This window comes from Mesorhizobium sp. M0491, from assembly GCF_040321265.1.
Lineage (GTDB): Bacteria > Pseudomonadota > Alphaproteobacteria > Rhizobiales > Rhizobiaceae > Mesorhizobium.
Genome location: NZ_JAMYRE010000015.1, coordinates 1 through 16,891 on the forward strand (window position 1 = coordinate 1; position 16,891 = coordinate 16,891).

At 64.9% G+C, this 16,891-nt stretch carries 16 protein-coding genes; 5 read left to right on the plus strand and 11 right to left on the minus strand.

The annotated features are described in order from the left end of the window. Window positions 1-151: 151 nt before the first annotated feature. From NKI69_RS20020 to NKI69_RS20040, 5 genes are all read right to left on the minus strand, one after another. On the minus strand, window positions 152-1,090 hold the full coding sequence (locus tag NKI69_RS20020; RefSeq protein ID WP_027038073.1) for an ABC transporter substrate-binding protein: 939 nt from the start codon (window positions 1,088-1,090) through the stop codon (window positions 152-154). Window positions 1,091-1,167: 77 nt separating this feature from the next. Then, window positions 1,168-2,166 carry an ABC transporter permease subunit gene (locus NKI69_RS20025; RefSeq protein ID WP_352611812.1) on the minus strand — a complete coding sequence of 333 codons (999 nt, stop codon included), beginning with the start codon at window positions 2,164-2,166 and terminating at the stop codon, window positions 1,168-1,170. Beyond that, the gene (locus NKI69_RS20030) at window positions 2,163-3,707 is read right to left on the minus strand and encodes a sugar ABC transporter ATP-binding protein (protein WP_352442064.1); all 1,545 of its coding nucleotides are present in this window, start codon (window positions 3,705-3,707) and stop codon (window positions 2,163-2,165) included. The genes NKI69_RS20025 and NKI69_RS20030 overlap by 4 nt, the downstream gene beginning before the upstream one ends. Then, window positions 3,704-5,083: an FGGY-family carbohydrate kinase gene (locus NKI69_RS20035; protein ID WP_352722413.1), complete on the minus strand. Its 1,380-nt coding sequence runs from the start codon at window positions 5,081-5,083 to the stop codon at window positions 3,704-3,706. The genes NKI69_RS20030 and NKI69_RS20035 overlap by 4 nt, the downstream gene beginning before the upstream one ends. Beyond that, a complete protein-coding gene (locus NKI69_RS20040) occupies window positions 5,080-5,856 on the minus strand; it encodes a DeoR/GlpR family DNA-binding transcription regulator (RefSeq protein WP_023811051.1) in 777 nt (258 codons plus the stop codon). Before NKI69_RS20040 ends, NKI69_RS20035 begins: the two co-directional genes overlap by 4 nt. Window positions 5,857-6,048: 192 nt before the next feature. Between NKI69_RS20040 and NKI69_RS20045 the strand changes: the two genes are divergently transcribed. The 3 genes from NKI69_RS20045 to NKI69_RS20055 are packed head-to-tail and all read left to right on the plus strand — an operon-like array spanning window position 6,049 to window position 9,222. Then, window positions 6,049-7,092, plus strand: coding sequence for a class II aldolase/adducin family protein (locus NKI69_RS20045; RefSeq protein ID WP_023811050.1), 1,044 nt, complete (start codon window positions 6,049-6,051; stop codon window positions 7,090-7,092). A 7-nt stretch (window positions 7,093-7,099) separates the two neighbouring features. Further along, complete coding sequence (locus NKI69_RS20050; protein ID WP_031213187.1) at window positions 7,100-8,374, plus strand: FGGY-family carbohydrate kinase; 1,275 nt, start codon at window positions 7,100-7,102, stop codon at window positions 8,372-8,374. Further along, entirely contained in the window at window positions 8,371-9,222 is an 852-nt protein-coding gene (locus NKI69_RS20055; protein WP_023811048.1) for a TIGR01459 family HAD-type hydrolase, read from the plus strand. Before NKI69_RS20050 ends, NKI69_RS20055 begins: the two co-directional genes overlap by 4 nt. Here NKI69_RS20055 and NKI69_RS20060 read toward each other — a convergent pair. Then, on the minus strand, window positions 9,209-10,219 hold the full coding sequence (locus NKI69_RS20060; protein WP_023811047.1) for a sugar-binding transcriptional regulator: 1,011 nt from the start codon (window positions 10,217-10,219) through the stop codon (window positions 9,209-9,211). The genes NKI69_RS20055 and NKI69_RS20060 overlap by 14 nt on opposite strands. A gap of 159 nt (window positions 10,220-10,378) precedes the next feature. On the opposite strand from NKI69_RS20060, the gene NKI69_RS20065 reads away from it, so the two are divergent. Then, on the plus strand, window positions 10,379-11,182 hold the full coding sequence (locus NKI69_RS20065; protein WP_128304696.1) for a hypothetical protein: 804 nt from the start codon (window positions 10,379-10,381) through the stop codon (window positions 11,180-11,182). Between the two features lie 14 nt (window positions 11,183-11,196). Here NKI69_RS20065 and ptsP read toward each other — a convergent pair whose 3' ends face one another. The 5 genes from ptsP to NKI69_RS20090 form a co-directional block, all read right to left on the minus strand. After that, window positions 11,197-13,176: a phosphoenolpyruvate--protein phosphotransferase gene (gene ptsP / locus NKI69_RS20070; RefSeq protein WP_352722414.1), complete on the minus strand. Its 1,980-nt coding sequence runs from the start codon at window positions 13,174-13,176 to the stop codon at window positions 11,197-11,199. Between the two features lie 55 nt (window positions 13,177-13,231). Further along, window positions 13,232-13,612, minus strand: coding sequence for a PTS glucitol/sorbitol transporter subunit IIA (locus NKI69_RS20075; protein ID WP_023811044.1), 381 nt, complete (start codon window positions 13,610-13,612; stop codon window positions 13,232-13,234). Between the two features lie 109 nt (window positions 13,613-13,721). Continuing rightward, window positions 13,722-14,723 (minus strand): PTS glucitol/sorbitol transporter subunit IIB, encoded by a 1,002-nt coding sequence (srlE, locus tag NKI69_RS20080; protein WP_127295941.1) that lies wholly within the window; start codon window positions 14,721-14,723, stop codon window positions 13,722-13,724. A gap of 16 nt (window positions 14,724-14,739) precedes the next feature. After that, on the minus strand, window positions 14,740-15,501 hold the full coding sequence (gene srlA / locus NKI69_RS20085) for a PTS glucitol/sorbitol transporter subunit IIC (protein ID WP_013529328.1): 762 nt from the start codon (window positions 15,499-15,501) through the stop codon (window positions 14,740-14,742). A gap of 88 nt (window positions 15,502-15,589) precedes the next feature. Next, on the minus strand, window positions 15,590-16,027 hold the full coding sequence (locus NKI69_RS20090) for a transcriptional regulator GutM (protein WP_023811041.1): 438 nt from the start codon (window positions 16,025-16,027) through the stop codon (window positions 15,590-15,592). A gap of 195 nt (window positions 16,028-16,222) precedes the next feature. Here NKI69_RS20090 and NKI69_RS20095 point away from each other — a divergent pair, with 195 nt between their 5' ends. Then, entirely contained in the window at window positions 16,223-16,864 is a 642-nt protein-coding gene (locus NKI69_RS20095; protein WP_023811040.1) for a hypothetical protein, read from the plus strand. Window positions 16,865-16,891 lie beyond the last annotated feature (27 nt).

The following is a 16,891-nucleotide window of genomic DNA, read 5'->3' on the forward strand; positions in this document are numbered from 1 at the left end:
CCGGTGGGGTGCCGGCCGGCCCCACCCCCCGCCCCCCCCCCCCCCCCCCCCCCATATATATTTACATCTTAACAAACCCCCCCCTTCGGGCCGGGGGGCTCCGGGCGGGGGGCCGCGGCCCCCCCCCCCCCCCCACCGGCCTTGGGAGGATTTAGCGGGCTGCGGTCCAGCCCTTGTAGTCCTTCAGGTTCTCGGCCGTGATGAGCTTCGGGTCGAGCAGGACGGTCGGCTCCGCCGGCTTCTTGCCGGCCAACAGTTCGGCCGCCATCGTCAGCGACTGGCCGGCCATCACATAGGGATCCTGCGAGGCCGAGGCCTTGATCATCGAGGTGCCGGAGGAGAGTTCCTTCTCGATATCGGGCGCGCCGTCGACGGCGGTGAAGATGAACTCCGAGCGGTTGAGCTGCTTGGCGGCAAGCTGGGCGCCGATCGCCGTCGGATCGTTGATGGCAAACACCGCATCGATCTTGTCGAAGCGGGTGAGCAGCGACTGGAACACCTTCAGGCCGCCGTCGCGCGAGCCTTCGGCATTCTGGTCGTCGGAGAGGATCTTGATGTCGGGATGCTGCGCCAGCACGTTCTTGCAGCCCTTCACCCGCTCCAGAATCGACGACGATGCCGGTCCGTTGAGGATGACGTAGTCGCCCTTGCCGCCGGTGTGGTCGACCAGGTATTGGCAGGCCTCTTCGCCGGCCTTGACGTTGTTGGTCATCACGGTCACGTCGGCGCCCGGCGCCGAAACGTCGAAGGCGGCAACGACGATACCCGCAGCCTGTGCCTTCTTCACCGCCGGCGCGATCGCCTTGGCGTCGACGGCATTGAGCATGATCACGTCGACACCGGCGGCGATGAACGAATCGACCTGCGAGACCTGCTTGTTGAGGTCATAGTCGGCCGACACCGAGGTCACCTCGACCTTTGGGTTGATCTTCTTGGCCGCGTCCTCGATGCCCTTGATGGTGGCGACGAAGAAGGGATTGCCGAGCAGGCCGACCGAGATGCCGACCTTATTGAGGTCCTTGGCCGAAGCAGGCGCGATGGCGAGCGACGCGAGTGCGACGCCGCAGAGCAGTTTGGCGATGGTCTTCATTGCTTTCCTCCGATTGCCCCGCGCCTCTCACGGTGCGTTACATGAAACCGGTCGTTGACGCCGGCGACTAAGGTCAATCACGTTCTTGCTCCTGCCTGGAGCCTGTAGCGGTCGAGGGCGACCGCCACGATGATGACCAATCCCTTGATGATGTACTGCCAGATGTCGGAGACACCGGCCAAGATGAGCCCGTTGGAGAGCACCGCGATGATCAGGCCGCCGATCAGCGTACCCCAGATCGAGCCGACGCCACCGACGAAGCTGGTGCCGCCGAGGATGACAGCGGCAATGGCGTCGAGTTCATAGGACTGCCCGAGCTGCAGCCCGTTGGCGGCATAGAGCCGGGCCGCCGACATGGCGCCGCCAAGGCCGGCCAGCAGGCCGGAAATGCCATAGACGAAGAGCAGCACCAGCGGCACCTTGATGCCGGTCAGCCGCGCCGCTTCGGCATTGCCGCCGACGGCATAGATCCAGGTGCCTAGCACGGTGCGCTTGAGCACCAGCCAGGACAGCACCACCACCGACAGCGCGATGATGACCAGCCACGGAATGCCGAACAGCGAACCGTTGCCGATGAAATCGAACGGCAGGTCCGAATTGAACACCGTGGTGTCCTGGCCGAGCAGGCGGGCGACGCCGCGCACCGCGGTCAGCGAACCCAGCGTGACGATGAAGGGCGGCAGCTTGATATAGGCGATGAGCAGCCCGTTGATGAGGCCGAAGCCGAGGCCGACCAGAATGGCCGCCGGCACACCGAGCAAACCCCAGTCGGGCACCAGCGACACCATCACCGCCACCATCGCCGATGCGGCGAGGATGGCGCCGACGGACAGGTCGATGCCCCCGGTCAGGATGACGAAGGTCATGCCGGCCGCCAGCACGATGTTGATCGACGACTGCTGGGTGACAATCAACAGGTTGGTCTCGGTCAGGAAGCGCGGGTTCAGGAACTGGAAGCCGGCCGCCAGCAGGATCAGCACCGGCAGCATGCCAAGGGCAGCGAAAGCCGTGCGCAACCGTCGGCTCGTGCCGGTGGCCTGGCCGCCTGCGCTGATCTCGGTCGCCTTGTCGGTCATTGCTGAGCCGCTCCCGTTGCAAGTTCCATGATTTTCTCCTGGCTTAGCGGTTCGCCTTGCGATGCCGTCACCTCGCCCGATATCGTGCCGTCGCGCATCACCAGCACGCGGTCGGCAACGCCGATCACCTCGGGCAGTTCGCTGGAGATCATCAGGATGGCGATGCCCTGTTTGGCGAGATTGTCGATCAGCCGGTAGATTTCCGATTTCGCCCCGACATCGACGCCGCGGGTCGGCTCGTCGAGGATGACGACCTTCGGCTCGGTTTCGAGCAGGCGGGCGAGCAGCACCTTCTGCTGGTTGCCGCCCGACAGCGAGCCGGCATTGGCCTGCACCGAACTGGTGCGGATGGAGAGACCGGCAACGGCCTTGGAAGCGCGCCTTTCGGCGGCCGCGAAGTCGCGCAAGCCGCCGGCGCGCGAATCCCGCGCCAGCACGCCCATGCTGATGTTGTCGGAAATCGACATGTCGAGGAACAGGCCGAGTTCCTTGCGGTCCTCGGTCAGATAGGCGATGCCGGCATCGAGCGCCTCGCGCGGCGAGCCGATGGTTACAGGTTTGCCGTCGAGTTCCAGCGTGCCTGACACGCGCCTGTCGGCGCCGAAGATCAGCCGCGCAAGCTCGGTACGGCCGGAACCGACCAGACCCGCCAGCGCCAGCACCTCGCCCTTGTGCAGGTCGAACGAACAGTCTTTCAGGAGACGGCCGTCGGACATGCCACGCACCGAGAGCGCCACCGCGCGCTTTTCGTCCGGCGGCCGATGATCCTTCTTGTAGAAAGCCGACAGATCGCGGCCGACCATCATCGAGACGAGGCGCGAGGCGCTGAGGTCGGCACGTTCGAGCGTACCGACATAACCGCTGTCGCGCAGCACGCTGACGCGATCGGCAAGCTGGTAGACCTCTTCCATGCGGTGACTGATGTAGATGATGGCGATGCCTTGCGATTTCAGCGTCGCGATGACCTCGAACAGCCGGTCGGTCTCGCGCGAGGTCAGCGACGTCGTCGGCTCGTCCATGACGATGATGCGCGCATTGGTCGACAGCGCGCGGGCGATCTCGACCAATTGTCGCTCGCCGAGCGACAGGCTGGAGACCATGTCGCGGGCCGAAAAGGAGACGCCCAGACGCGCGATGATCTCCCTGGCGCGCCGGGTGCACTGGTCACGATCGACGATGCCGAAGCGTCGCGGCTCGTTGCCGAGGAAGATGTTCTGCGCCACCGTCAGATTGGGCGCCAGCGACAGCTCCTGATAGATCACCGCGACGCCGCTGGCGCGCGCCTTGATCGGATCGCCGGTCGCGGCCGGCATGCCGTCGATCAGGATCTCGCCACCGGCATCCGGCCGATAGGCGCCTGAAAGCACTTTCATCAATGTCGACTTGCCGGCGCCGTTCTCGCCCATCAAGGCGTGCAGCTCGCCGGCATGGACGCTCAGCGAGACATCGTGCAAGGCACGGATGGTGCCGAACGTCTTGGAGATGTGGCGCATCTCCAGCACCGGCTGGCGCACCGTCTCGGCCTTGGCAATCGCACTCATCGCGCGCCTCCCGCCACCGCACCAGCGACGCCCCGGTCCATGGTGGCGGCACGCCAATTGCCGCGATAGCCTGCCAACCCGGTGAAACGCGACGCGCGCACCGGCTCCGGAACTTCGGCGGCGAATTCGCGCCCAACGCTCTCGAAGGCGAGCGCCGCTGCACCGGTGGCACTGCCCTCCAGCGTGGCGCCCTGCAGGAAAGCCTGGTCGGGACGCAATTGCGCCAGCAGTCCGGCGAGCAGACCGCCCGTATTCAGCCCGCCATCGACGATCACCGTGTTGTTCGAATGGATGAGGTCGAGGCAGAGATCGACCATCAGCGCGACGTAGAGCAGCGCCGTAGCCGCGCGTTCCTCGACATTGGGCGCGCGCCCCGCCAGTCGGCCGGAATGCCCCGTCATCGGCCCGCCCGGCGCGAAGCTCGGCAGCGCCATGATGCCGGCATCGATCACCCGCTGCACCGCCGGGCCGGCGATCTCGCCTTGCCAGCCGGCGCTGATGGTTGCGAATTCACGCCCGCCCATGAAGCGGATGGTCGGCACTGGGCCGCCGCCGACATCGACATTGACCAGCATGTCGCGATCCCGGTCGAGCGCGTCGAGGGGACAGGACGGATTGAGCACGACGACCCAGGTGCCGGTAGAAACGACGGTGACCGGGCCAAGCTCCTGCCGGCGATAGGCATGCAGCGCCGCATTCGAGTCATGGACGCCGTTGTGGATGGCGATCGGGCTTGCCGCAGCGCCGAGGCGCTGCTCGCCGATAACGGTGCCGGCGCGCTCGAAGGCAGGCATCCGGTCACGCCAGCCCTGCGCGTCGACCAGCGAGGAAAAATCTTGGCGGCGCGGCGCCCACAAATGCGAATGGCAGCCGAGATAGGATACTTCCGAGACCGCCCGTCCGCCAAGGCGCCAGCTCCAGTATTGCGGATAGCCGAGGATCGATTTCGACGCAGCGAACGCGTCCGGATCGACCTCCTGCAGCCACAGCATATGGCGGCCGTAATTGAAGCCGAGCGGCAGCCGCGGCGAGAACGTCTCGGAAAAGTCAGGAATGCGGCGGTCGATCCGCGCGGCAATCTCGGCCGGCGGCTCTTGCTCGTAATCGAGGAGAGGATGCGTCAGCGCCGCCTCGTCCACCAAGGCAAAGGTGCAGCCATGGCCCGACACCATGACCCCTTCCACTCCATGACCATCGACCGCATCGGCAACGGCGCTGAGCGCCCAATGGTGGAGCGCCGCCTCGTCGAGCACGCTGAAGCCGTCTTGGCGCACCCATTTCGGCTGTGTCCGGCGCTCGTCGATGATCCGCCCGTCCTGGCCGAAGACGAACAGCTTCGAATTGGTCTTGCCGAAATCGAGGACAGCCACCTTCACTGGATGGCTCCCGAGGCTATCCGCACCATGACGCCGGCGTCCTCCAGCATGCGCGCATCGGCGTCGGAGAGACCGTCGTCGGTGACCAGCGTGCCGATGCGGGAAAGCGGCAGCGCAACATTGCGCGCGTGGATCGACAGTTTGCGGCTATCGGCCAGCACCACGATCTGGTCGGCGCAGAGGCTGAGATCGAAGATCGAGCGTACCAGCAGCGGGTGCGATTCCATCACGCCTTCCTGGCCAAGGCCTTGCGCGCCGAGAAAGAATTTGGAGGCGTAGAAGGGCACGGCCTGGGTGAGCGAATGGATGATGCCGGGTTCGCGATGCAGATCACCGCCCGCAACCGTCAGGCTGCAATGGCCGTGGTCGCTGAGATAGGCCGCCAGCGGCATCGAGTTGGTGTAGAGGCGGATGTTGCGCTCGGCGAGCTTGACCCCGAGATGGAAGCAGGTCGAGCCGCCATGCACGATGACGGCGTCGCCGTCACGCACCATGGTCGCCGCGAGAGCGGCGATCTGCCGCTTGGCCTCGACCGCAAGGTCGCGGTTCTCGTCATAGGGCCGGGCGTAGGCGACACCGGCCTGGGAAGCGCCGTCGAGCGCCGAGATGCCGCCATAGACCTTCCGCGCTTCGCCGGCTTCGTCGATCCTGTCGATATCGCGCCTGACCGTCGCGGCCGAAACGCCAAGCCGTTCCTGCAGCTCGCGCACCGAAGCGAACGGACGATCCCGCAGCAGTTCGACGATCTGACGCTGGCGGCCGGAGTCGCTCAATTCTTTCCTCCCGGATGCCATTTCCATGGCAGTTGGCGCAACTTACTCAACATTAGCCGGATTGCAAGCGGGTTTTGATGATACTAGATCACTGTTGACGTAGATCACTCGTATCTGCGATATCAGCGCCAATTCGACCCCGGCAACGGGATTTCGCGCAGGACACGGCCGAGCCGTTGGAGGAAAAGCGCCATGGCGACCCAAGCTGATGCGCAGGAGCTGGCGGCCTTACGGGCGCTTTCGGCCAGCATCGGGCAGAGCCCGCATCTGACCCAGGCGGCAGGCGGCAACACCTCGCTGAAAGCCGGCGACACGCTGTGGATCAAGGCCTCCGGCACCTGGCTGAAGGACGCGCTGGTCGATGACATCATGGTGCCGGTGGCGATGGCGCCGTTGCTGAGAGCCGTCGAACAGCGCGATCGCGCCGCCGACCAGCCGCAGGGTTTCACCATTGCAGCGCTCAACCCGCGCGGCCTGCGGCCGTCGATCGAGACCACGGTGCACGCCCTGATGCCGCAGCGCGTGGTTCTTCACGTCCATTGCGTCGACACCATCTCGCTTGCCGTGCAGGCCGATGGCGAGGCCGAGGTCGCCAGGCGGCTCGATGGCATCGAATGGGCCTATGTGCCTTATTTCCGGCCGGGCCTGCCGCTTGCACGCGGCATTGCCGAGAAACTGCGGCCTGGTGTCGACGTGCTGATCCTTGGCAATCACGGGCTGGTCGTCGCCGCCGAAACCGTCGCCGAGGCGGAGCTTCTGCTGCGCCGTATCAGGTCATTGCTGGCCCGGCCGGCGCGCGCGACCGCCGCACCCGACCTCGATGCCTTGGCGGCGCTTGCCGGCGGCAGCTTCTACAGATTGCCGGCCGATGTCGAAGCGCATGCGGTTGCGCTCGACCCTGAGAGCCGCCGCATGGCGCAGGCCGGCAGCCTCTATCCGGACCACGTCATCTTCCTCGGCCAGGGCTCCATCGTGGCGAAACCAGGCGAGGCGGTGGCCGATGTCATTGCACGACTGGACACGTCGCCTGCGGCGATCCTGTTTCCCGGCGCAGGCGTGCTGATGCGCGGCGACGCCAGTGCCGGCGCCGATGCCATGCAACGCTGCCTCGCCGACGTGACGGCGCGCATCGACGTCGCCGCACGGCTGAACTATCTCACCGCTTCCGAGAATGACGAGCTGGTCAACTGGGACGCCGAGCAATATCGCCAGAAGCTCAACGCGGCTGGCGGCTAGCATGGACATGATGCCACTTGTCATCGGCATCGACCTAGGCACATCAGGTGCGCGCGCCGTCGCCATGCGCCCGGATTTTTCCATAGCCGGGCATTCGGCCGTTCCACTCGACAGGTTTGGCCGCGATGACCGAGCCCCCACGGCATGGTGGCAAGCGGTCAAGGCGGTGCTGACGGACCTGCTTTCCGGCATCGACCGCACGGCGGTCCGCGCCATCGCCATCGACGGCACCTCCGGCACGCTGCTGCCGGTCGACGTCGCCGGGCGGCCGCTGGCCGAACCGCTGATGTACAACGACAAGGTCGATGACGACGACATTCTGGCCGCGATCGACCGCACCGCGCCGGCTGCAAGTGCAGCGCACGGAGCGACATCCGGCCTCGCCAAGGCCCTGCGCTTCCAGCATCTGCCGGGCATTGCGGCGGTGCTGCATCAGGCCGACTGGATTGCCGGAAACTTCTCCGGCCGCTTCGACGTCAGCGACGAGAACAATGCCCTGAAGACAGGCTATGATGTCGAGGCCCGCCGCTGGCCGGAATGGATCGCCGCGACCGGAATGCGCGTGGAGTTGCTGCCGCGCGTGGTCGAGCCGGGCGAAGTCACCGGCGCCCTCACCGCGGAAGCCGGGGAACTGTTCGGCTTGCCGCGCGATGTGGCCGTCGTCGCCGGAACCACGGATGGCTGCGCCTCGTTCCTGGCGACCGGTGCTGCCGCGATCGGCGACGGCGTCACCGCGCTGGGATCCTCGCTGACCATCAAGATCCTGTCCGACCGGCCGATTTCGGCGCCGCGCTTCGGCATCTACAGCCACCGGCTCGGCAACGCCTGGCTGGCAGGCGGTGCGTCGAATTCCGGCGGCAAGGTGCTGGCTCAGCATTTTCCGCTCGCCCGTATCATCGAACTCAGCGCAAAAATCGACCCGGAGACCGACACCGGCCTCGATTACTATCCGCTTCCCGCCACGGGCGAACGATTTCCGATCGCCGATCCGGCGCTGCCGCCTCGCCTTGCACCCCGGCCGGCGGACGACGCCGATTATCTGAAAGCGATGTTCGAAGGCATCGCCGCGATCGAAGCGCTCGGCTATGACAGGCTTGCCGAACTCGGCGCGCCCGCGCTGATATCGGTCAGGAGCGTCGGAGGCGGGGCGGCGAACCCAGCCTGGACGGCAATCCGGCGGCGCAGGCTCGGCGTCGATTTCCTGCCCGCGCTTTCCGACGAGGCCGCCGCCGGCACGGCGCGGCTGGCGCTGATGGGTGCAAGCCGGGCAGGACTCCTATGAGCGCGAAAACGATCGAACGTCTCGACGGCATCGGGCCGCTGGCGGAGCGCTACGACGTGTTCCTGCTCGACCAGTTCGGCGTGCTGCATGACGGCACACGGCCCTATCCGGGCGCGGTGGCAGCGCTGTCGGCGCTGAAGCGCGCCGGCAAGACCGTGGTGCTGGTTTCGAACTCCGGCAGGCGGGCACGACCCAATGAAAGCCGGCTCATAAAACTCGGCTTCGAAGCGGGAAGCTGGGATCATTTCGTTTCTTCCGGCGAGGTGGCGTGGCGATCCTTTAGGGAGATGGCGACGTCGGGGAAGCTGCGCCCAGGGACAAAATGCCTGCTGATCAGCCGTGAAGCTGACCGCTCCGCGATCGAGGGCCTGCCTTTTGTGCTGACCGGGTCCGGCGATGAGGCCGAACTGGTGCTGATCGCGGCCAGCGAGGGTGACCGCTTTGACCTCGACCATTATCGCAGGCTGTTCGCGCCGGCCGCAGAGCGGCGGGTGCCGTGTTTCTGCACCAATCCCGACATCATCATGCTGACGGCCGTTGGCCCTCGCTTCGGCGCCGGCCGTCTGGCCGATCTCTATGAAAGCCTGGGCGGCAGCGTTACCCGAATCGGCAAGCCCGACAAGGCGATTTTCGACGCCGCGCTGGCGCTGGCCGGCGAGCCGGACCGTGGCACCGTGGTCTGTGTCGGCGACAGCGTCGAACACGATATATCGGGCGGAAACAGCACCGGCATCGCCACCGCGCTGGTGCTGAGCGGAATACTGGCGGACACACCGGATCTCGCCGCTGTTTTCGACGAACAGCAGGCCTGGCCGGACTACATCACGGACAGCTTCAGCTTCCGCTGACCGCTTCCAGCATGCGCCGCGCGCTCTCCTCGTCGGTGATCAGGATGGTTGGGGCAATGAGGGTCATGGCGCCGAGCAGCGCTTCGGTTTTCTCCTCGCCACCGGAAGTGAGGATACGGATCGGTGCCTTGCGCAGACGGTCGACATCCACCGACATCACGTGGCTGTTGACGGGATGGTCGACCAGATCGCCGTTGCGGTCGAAGAAATGGAACAGGAGGTCACCCACGGCGCCACGCGCAAGCAGGGCCTCCCGATCCGCCTCCTTGAGGAAGCCGCCACGAGAGAAGGTGGTGGCCGAGGCGATCCCGCCGACGCTCAGCAGAACGGCATCGAGCACGTCGGCCATCTCGAAAATCTCCTGCAGGCCGCAGCGCTCGATCAGTGCGATCTTGGTCTCGACGCTGTCGACGACGGCTGGTGTCGGCATCAGATAGCCGTCGCCCTGGAATATCTGAGCGAAGCGCCAGGCGAACTCGGCTGGGTTGACCCGGCGCACGACGCCGACACCGCCAAGCAGCGAAATCACCTTGAAATCGGTGAGCGACTTGGCGCTGATGAAGGGCAGGCTCGAGAACAGCGTCTGCCCCCAGCCGACGCCGACCCGCATCCCGGACTTCATCGTGTCCGACAGGAAACTGCCGGTCTTGGCGCTGATCGCTGGTATCGGATCGGCATCGGGTGCCGAAAGCGGCGCCACCAGCGCCTGCTGCAGCCCGAACGTCTTCTCCAGCGCGCGCTCAAGCCGCACAATTTCCGACAATTCGCTCTCGATGGTGATCTTCACTTCGTTGCGCGCCCGGGCATCCGCCAGCATGCGCACGATGGTGACGCGACCGACGCCGAGCACGTCGGCGATCTCGTTCTGCGTCATCTGTTCGACGAAATACATCCAGGCGGCGCGAATCCTGAGGCGATCCGTCCGGCTTTCGCTGGCGACCTGCTCGGTTGCCTCGCCTCGACCGTCTTCGCTTTCGCCCTGTCGTCGTCTGCCCAAGTCTGTCTCTCCCCCTGCGGCGACGGACGAGCGCGCCGCCGCCGATTCTGCATGCTGGTCTAGTATCGCCTATTGATCTACCAATCGATAGGAGCAATGTAGAGAGTGGCGGCTGCCCCGGTTGGCGGCTATCCGCAGCAAATTTCAAGGCGATCCGCGATGCTCCGACAAATCTCCGAGGATGTCCGCGTCAATCTGAAGGACCGGCTGCGGGAAGTCCGCGAAATCATCCGCCAGAGCCGCCATGACGGCAGCGGCAATACCAGCATCCTGCGCGAAGCAACCAGCCATCTGCCGCCGTTTCCAGGCAAGGGCATCGAAGGCCTGCTCAGCCATGCCGCGAGTGCCGTCGACGAAGCGCTGTCGATCGCTGAAGCTTTCGTCCCGCATGAGCGCCCGATCAAGGTGGACGGCACCACGGTGAAGGGCCTCGGCACCTATTTCCCGGTCGGCAACGAGGATCGCCAACTGGGCGCCGAGCGCCTGTTTCGGCGCGATATGTATTATCTGACCAAGGCGGTGCTTGCCGGTCTGAACATCGACAGTGCCCGCATCCACGAAGCCGATTTCGCGGCCGTCCATGCCACGATGCGCAAGCGGCATGGCGATCTGCTGGCCGCGTTGGCCGCGCCAGGTGCCGGACTGCAGGCAATCGCGGCCACCTGTTCGGCGCTGCTGGTCGAGTGCCTCGGCCAGCGTCCGGTCCGCTTTGCCGAAACGGTGTCCGAAACGCCGGCGGTGGTGGGCAGCAGCGCACTTGACGTAAGCTGCCTGGCACCGCTCGCTTTGGCCTGCGGCCTGGCGACCGCCGGCAGGGACGGCGCGCCGGAGCCGGATATGCTGGAGATCGCGATCCTGGCGGCGGATATCCGCCACGACCGCATCGTTCAGGCCTGCGCCAAGGCAAACCCGATCGCTGAACTGACACCGGTGTTCGCCACCTTGCTTGCCCATCTGCCGTAGTTGGCCGGCCTGGGCTAGCCTTCAGCGGCCATGGCCATGATCGCTTTCTTGGCGCGCTGGATGGAAGCCGGGCTCATCGAGAGTTCGGTCAGCCCCATCTTCACGAAGGTCGCAATGAGATCGGGACGGCCGGCCGCCTCACCGCACATGCCGACCATGATACCGGCGGCGACGCCGGCTTTTGCCGTCATTTCGATCGCCGACATGACGGCCGGATTGGTGACATCGTTGAGCTTGGCGACCGTCGGATTGAGCCGGTCGGCGGCCATGATGTACTGGGTCAGATCGTTGGTGCCGATCGAGAAGAAAGCAACCTCCTTGGCCAGCGCCGGGGCGATGAGCACGGCGGCCGGGGTTTCGATCATGACGCCGAGATCGAATGACGCGTGCGGCACGCCTTCGGCTTTCAGCTCGACCGTGCATTCGTCAATCAGCACGCGCGTCTGCCTGACCTCCGAGATGTCGGACACCATCGGCAGCATCACCTTGATGTTGCCGTGCACGGCGGCCCGCAGCAGCGCCCGCAGTTGGCGCTTGAAGATGTCGGGCCGGTCGAGACACATGCGGATGCCGCGCCAGCCGAGGAAGGGGTTTTCCTCGTCGGGAAATTCGATGCCGGCAATCGGCTTGTCACCGCCGATGTCGAGCGTGCGCACAATGACCGGATACGGCGCAAAAGCCTTGGCCAGCGCCGCATAGGTCTCGGCCTGCATGTTTTCCGAGGGCAGATGCATGTGGCGCATGAACAAAAGCTCGGTGCGGAACAGGCCGATGCCCATGGCACCAGCCTCTTGCGCCGCTTCGATTTCCTCAAGTGAGCCGATATTGGCCGCGACCTCGATGATCCTGCCGTCGGCAAGCTTCGGCGTCACCGTCTTGAAGATGGTCAGTCCGGCGCGCTCCTTTGCCGCCGCTTCGACGCGGCCGGCGAAATCGGCGCGGGTCGCCTCGTCGGGGTCGATGATCACATGGCCGGCATTGCCGTCGAGCGCGACGTCTCGCGCGGTACGCAAGGCATTCACCTGGCCGCCGAGGCCGAGCACTGCCGGAATGCCGTGCGAGCGGGCAATGATGGCGATGTGCGAGGTGGCGCCGCCATGGCCGCACACCACGCCGCCGATACGCTTCAGCGGCGCGCGTGCCAGATCCCAGGCGCCGATGTCATCGGCAATCAGGATAGCCCCTTCGGGTATGTTTTCGAGGCTGACATCGTCCTGCCCGAGCAACACGAGGCAGATCTGCCGCCCGACCGCATGAACGTCATCCGCCCGCGCGTTGAGATAGTGATCGTCGACCGCGCTGAATTCGGCGGCAATGTTGGAGGCGGCGGTGATGACGGCGGAGACCGCGTCATTGCCGCCCTTGATCAGGCCCTCGGCCTCACCAGTCAGGCTATCGTCGGCGGCGATATCCCTGAGCGCGGCGACGATGCCGCGGTCTCCAGCCGACAGGCTGTCCTGCGCCAACGCATAATCCATGCGGGCCTGGACCGCGCCGACAGCCGCGCGGAACCTGTCGATCTCGCCTTCTATCTCCTCGGCCCGCAACATGCGGCCCTGTCCGGCGATATCGGGCGGGAAATGCGCAAAGGCCGGGCCGATGGCGAAACCTTCGCTCGCGGCCACGCCACGCAGGCGGTTTGCCCCGTCAGGTGCCGCTGGCGCCGGTTCGGACGCGGGTGCCGCTTCCTGTCCGGCATCGTTCGCCGGACTCTGTGCTTCTGCTTCATCATCGAGGCCGGCCCGCGGATTCTCGAGATAACCGATCAGCGCCTCAAGCGCCTCGATGGCATCGGCGCCATTCGCCCGCACCGTGACTTCCTGGTTCTCCTTGACCGCCAGCAGCATCAGCTTGACCGAGCTCTTGGCGCTGACCGCCTTGCCGTCCTTGACCAGTTCGACGTCGGATTCGAAGCCCTTGGCGAGCTTCACGAACCGCGTCGCGGGACGGGCGTGCAAACCTTCATGCACTCTGACGATGGTCGAGCGTTCCATGGCAATACTCTGGTTTTGGGCGCCGCTCCCAACATAGGCCACGGCGCGAATGCTGTCAGGCGGCGATGGTGATGATCGCGCCGGTCTTCAGGGCGGCCACCAGCGCTTGCGGGTCGACTTGCGACGCACAGATCTCGCCCGGCCTCTCGGCCTCGGTAGCGCCGTTGAACGAGATGACGACATGGCCCATTTCCAGCACCTTGCTCCACGCGCTGGAGCCGACCGCTGTGATAACAGCGACAACCGGGCCGAGGGTGATCGAAGCGCCCTTGGCGGGCGCTCCGTCACTTGGTCCCTGCTCCGCCTTGTGGAGCACCGAAACCTCGGCAAGCTCCGGCGGCGAGCCATCCGCAAACAGGATGACCACGCCCCCTTCGGCAAGGTCCGCCACTTCAGGGCCGATGGCAGTGACCCGTGTTCTCAGCAGAACCGTCATATGGCGAACCTCATTTTCTCAACTTTCCCTAGAGCGGTGAACCGCTCTATCTCTTTGTTTTGACGCAATTTCCAAGGGAAAGCATTGTGCGCTTTTCCCTGGAATTGCCTTAGAACACGATCAGGCTGACAACCCAGGCGATCAGCACCGAGACCGGGCCCATGATCTGGCGGCTGATCAGCACCGCCGGAACACCGATTTCGATCGTCTTCGGCTTGGCCTCACCAAGCGCCAGGCCGACGGGGACGAAGTCGCAGCCCACCTGGGTATTGTAGGCAAACAGCGCCGGCAGTGCCATCGCCGGCGAAATCGTGCCGTTGGCGATCTGCGGGCCGATGATGGCGACGCCGATGACCTGCGCGATGACCGCACCTGGCCCGAGGATGGGCGACAGGAACGGCAGGCCGCAGATCGCCGAGATGATCAGCAGGCCGACGATGTTGTTGGCCAGCGGACCCATCGGCTGCGCCAGCACATCGCCGATGCCGGTGTACAGGATCAGACCGATGAGCATGGTCACGAAGGCCATGAACGGCAGCACGTTGCGGATGACCTGATCGATGGTGCGGCGGCCGGCATTGAAGAAGATGCCGACGATACGTCCCATGACGCGGCCGATCGTGCTGATGAGGCCGATCAGCCCACCTTCGCTCGGCAGCGGCTGTGGTGCCGCAGCCGCATTGTTGCTTGAACTCATCGCTGCTGCTCCCCCTGCAGTCGTGATCGTTTCGGATCCGTCCGCCATTGTGATGTTGGCCGGCTTCACGCCCGAAACGTAGATGTCCTCAGTGATGAACTGGGCCAGCGGCCCGGATTGACCGACCGGCGTCAGATTGACGGTCGGGATACGCTTGCGCGGATAGACGCCGCATCGCGCGGTGCCGCCGCAATCGACGACGACAACCGCCATCTCGCTTTCGATCGGCGGCGCCCTGAAGCCGTCGACGGCTTCGCCACCGGTCATGTCGGCAATAAGCTGCGCCACCGGGTGAATGCCACCACCGGTGACGGAAACCACCTTGCTGCGCTGTTCGGTCGGCTCGATGACGAGCGGGCCACCCCAGCCGGTTTTGCCCTGGGTGATCCTTACGGCTTTATATGTCTTGGCCATGATGTCCTCCCCGCCCTTACAGCTCGACGCCCTGGCGGCGTGCCATGATGGCGGTGATGCGTTCGGTCAGCATCCCCTTGAGCAGGATGACGACGAGGCCGACGATGGCGTACCAGATCGCCACCTTGACGTGGTAGCCGGCGACGACGACGCCCTTCTTTTCCAGCTCCAGCAGCGCGACGAGAATGCCGCCCCAGACGAAATACTCGCCGGGATTGATGTGCGGGAACAGACCGAGCGGCGGGTGCACATAGGACACGGCCGCGTCATAGAAGGCCGGCTTGTGCTTTTCTTCCAGGAACGATCCGAACGTATAGGCCATCGGATTGGTGAGGAAGAACACCGCCAGCAGCGGCAACAGCGTGTAGCGCGTCAGCGCGATCCGGCCGGCGCCGCGCGCCAGGCCATGCACGCGCTCTTCGCCGACCAGTTCGGTGACGGCGTAGAAGGCCGTCATCAGCACCACCAGCGTCGGGATGATGCCGGTGACGAAGCCGGCGAAGACCTCGCCGCCCTTCTGGAAGATGCCGATGAAGTACTTGCCGATGGCGGTCAGCCAGCCGAGCTGCTCTTCCTGCTGGACGTCCTTCAGCTTTTCCTTGAACTGATCGACGGTGATCGGTCCGCTGTCCGCTTGTGCGAGGACAACGAGATGGTCGGAGGCATGCTCGACTGCGAGCTTGCCATGCAATGCGGCATCCGAGACCATGGCACCTGCGACATGCAGATTGTGCACGGCCATGTCGGCATGCTGCGCCAACAACGAAAATACAGACATTTCTCCTCCTTATGCCACCCGCCGGTTGATCCCAGTCGGTGCGCGGCGTCCTCTATCCCTTTGATTTAGAGCCCGAAATCCTCCGGCCCTAAGCCCTTGCTATGTTCAAGCCGGACAGGCCCGGCTTCTTCCCCGGCTCCGACCGTGTCTTGTCGATCTGCTCGATCGCCCGTTTCACGGCCTCGGCCACACCGGGTTCCCCCTCCCCCATTATTGCAGGGTTGGACCGGAGTTTATCGAGGGGAACACCCTCGAATTCTTCATGTCTTTTGAATTTGGTGAAGACGGAACGGCCGCTCATCACCATCAGGCGGCGCACGACCAGATCGGGCGTCACCACGACGAGCGCGATGGTGCCCTTGGCCAACCGACCGCGAAAATTGCCGGCTCCGACGAAGCCGTCCTTGTACTGGTCGGTGACGCCCCTGAAGACATCCGAATAGTGCCGCATCTGCAGCCAGACGCCGAGCGACTGCAGCGCCCACACGATAACCAGCAGAAGCAGTCCCCACTGCCAAATCGCCATTCGGTTCTCCTCCCGAAGCCTCAGTTGAACCGCACCTTGGACCGGCGCGTGACAACAGCAAAGTGAGAACATTTGTTTCCGAGAATGTCAATATGTATGATATTGGCCTCGGCTGCGGTCATCTACAAGGGCGCTGACCGATTTCGGCCGTGGCGCTGTTGTGCTAGGCTGACCGGGAAACAGGATACGAGGAACATGGAGCTGCCCTTCAGGGACGAGCTGGCCTTGATGCCGGATCTTCGCCATCGGCTGCGGCAGCTGCGCTGGTTCCGCGCCACCTTTCGCGGCAGCGCCAAGGTGGTCTCGGACACGTTCGGCGTGCGCTTCGAGATCGACGAGGCCAAGCTCACCAGAGCCTTTCTCGACTGGGTCGAGATCATGGAAGCGCAGAAGCGCTTCGCCGCGATCGACCGCGCCGACTTCATCGTCTTTGCCGCCGGCCTCGTGCTGCGCGAGTTGATAAAACAGGCGCCGGCAAAAGAAATATCCGGCCTCACCCAACTGATCGAGACGGAAACGAACGCCGGCACGCTGGAAATCGTCCGCTTCTGGCCGGAGGGTTTCCTCTACACCAACTACTGCGTCTCGGTGATTTCGGCGATCCACGAGCAGGAATTCGGCACGGCACCCGGCATCGACAAATGCGCCGACGATTTGCGCACATGGTGGTCCTATCGCGAGAATGTGACCGAGATGCCGGCCTATGCGGTGGCTTTCCTCGACCGCTTTCTCGGCGCCGAACCGAACTGGATCACCCCAGATCGCGCGCAGTCCCGGCAAGCCATGCAACGGGCGCTCGGGTCTTCCCGTGCGAGCGATGCGTTGCGCCAGCTTTGAGCCCGCTCTTCGCGCCCCCAAAACGCA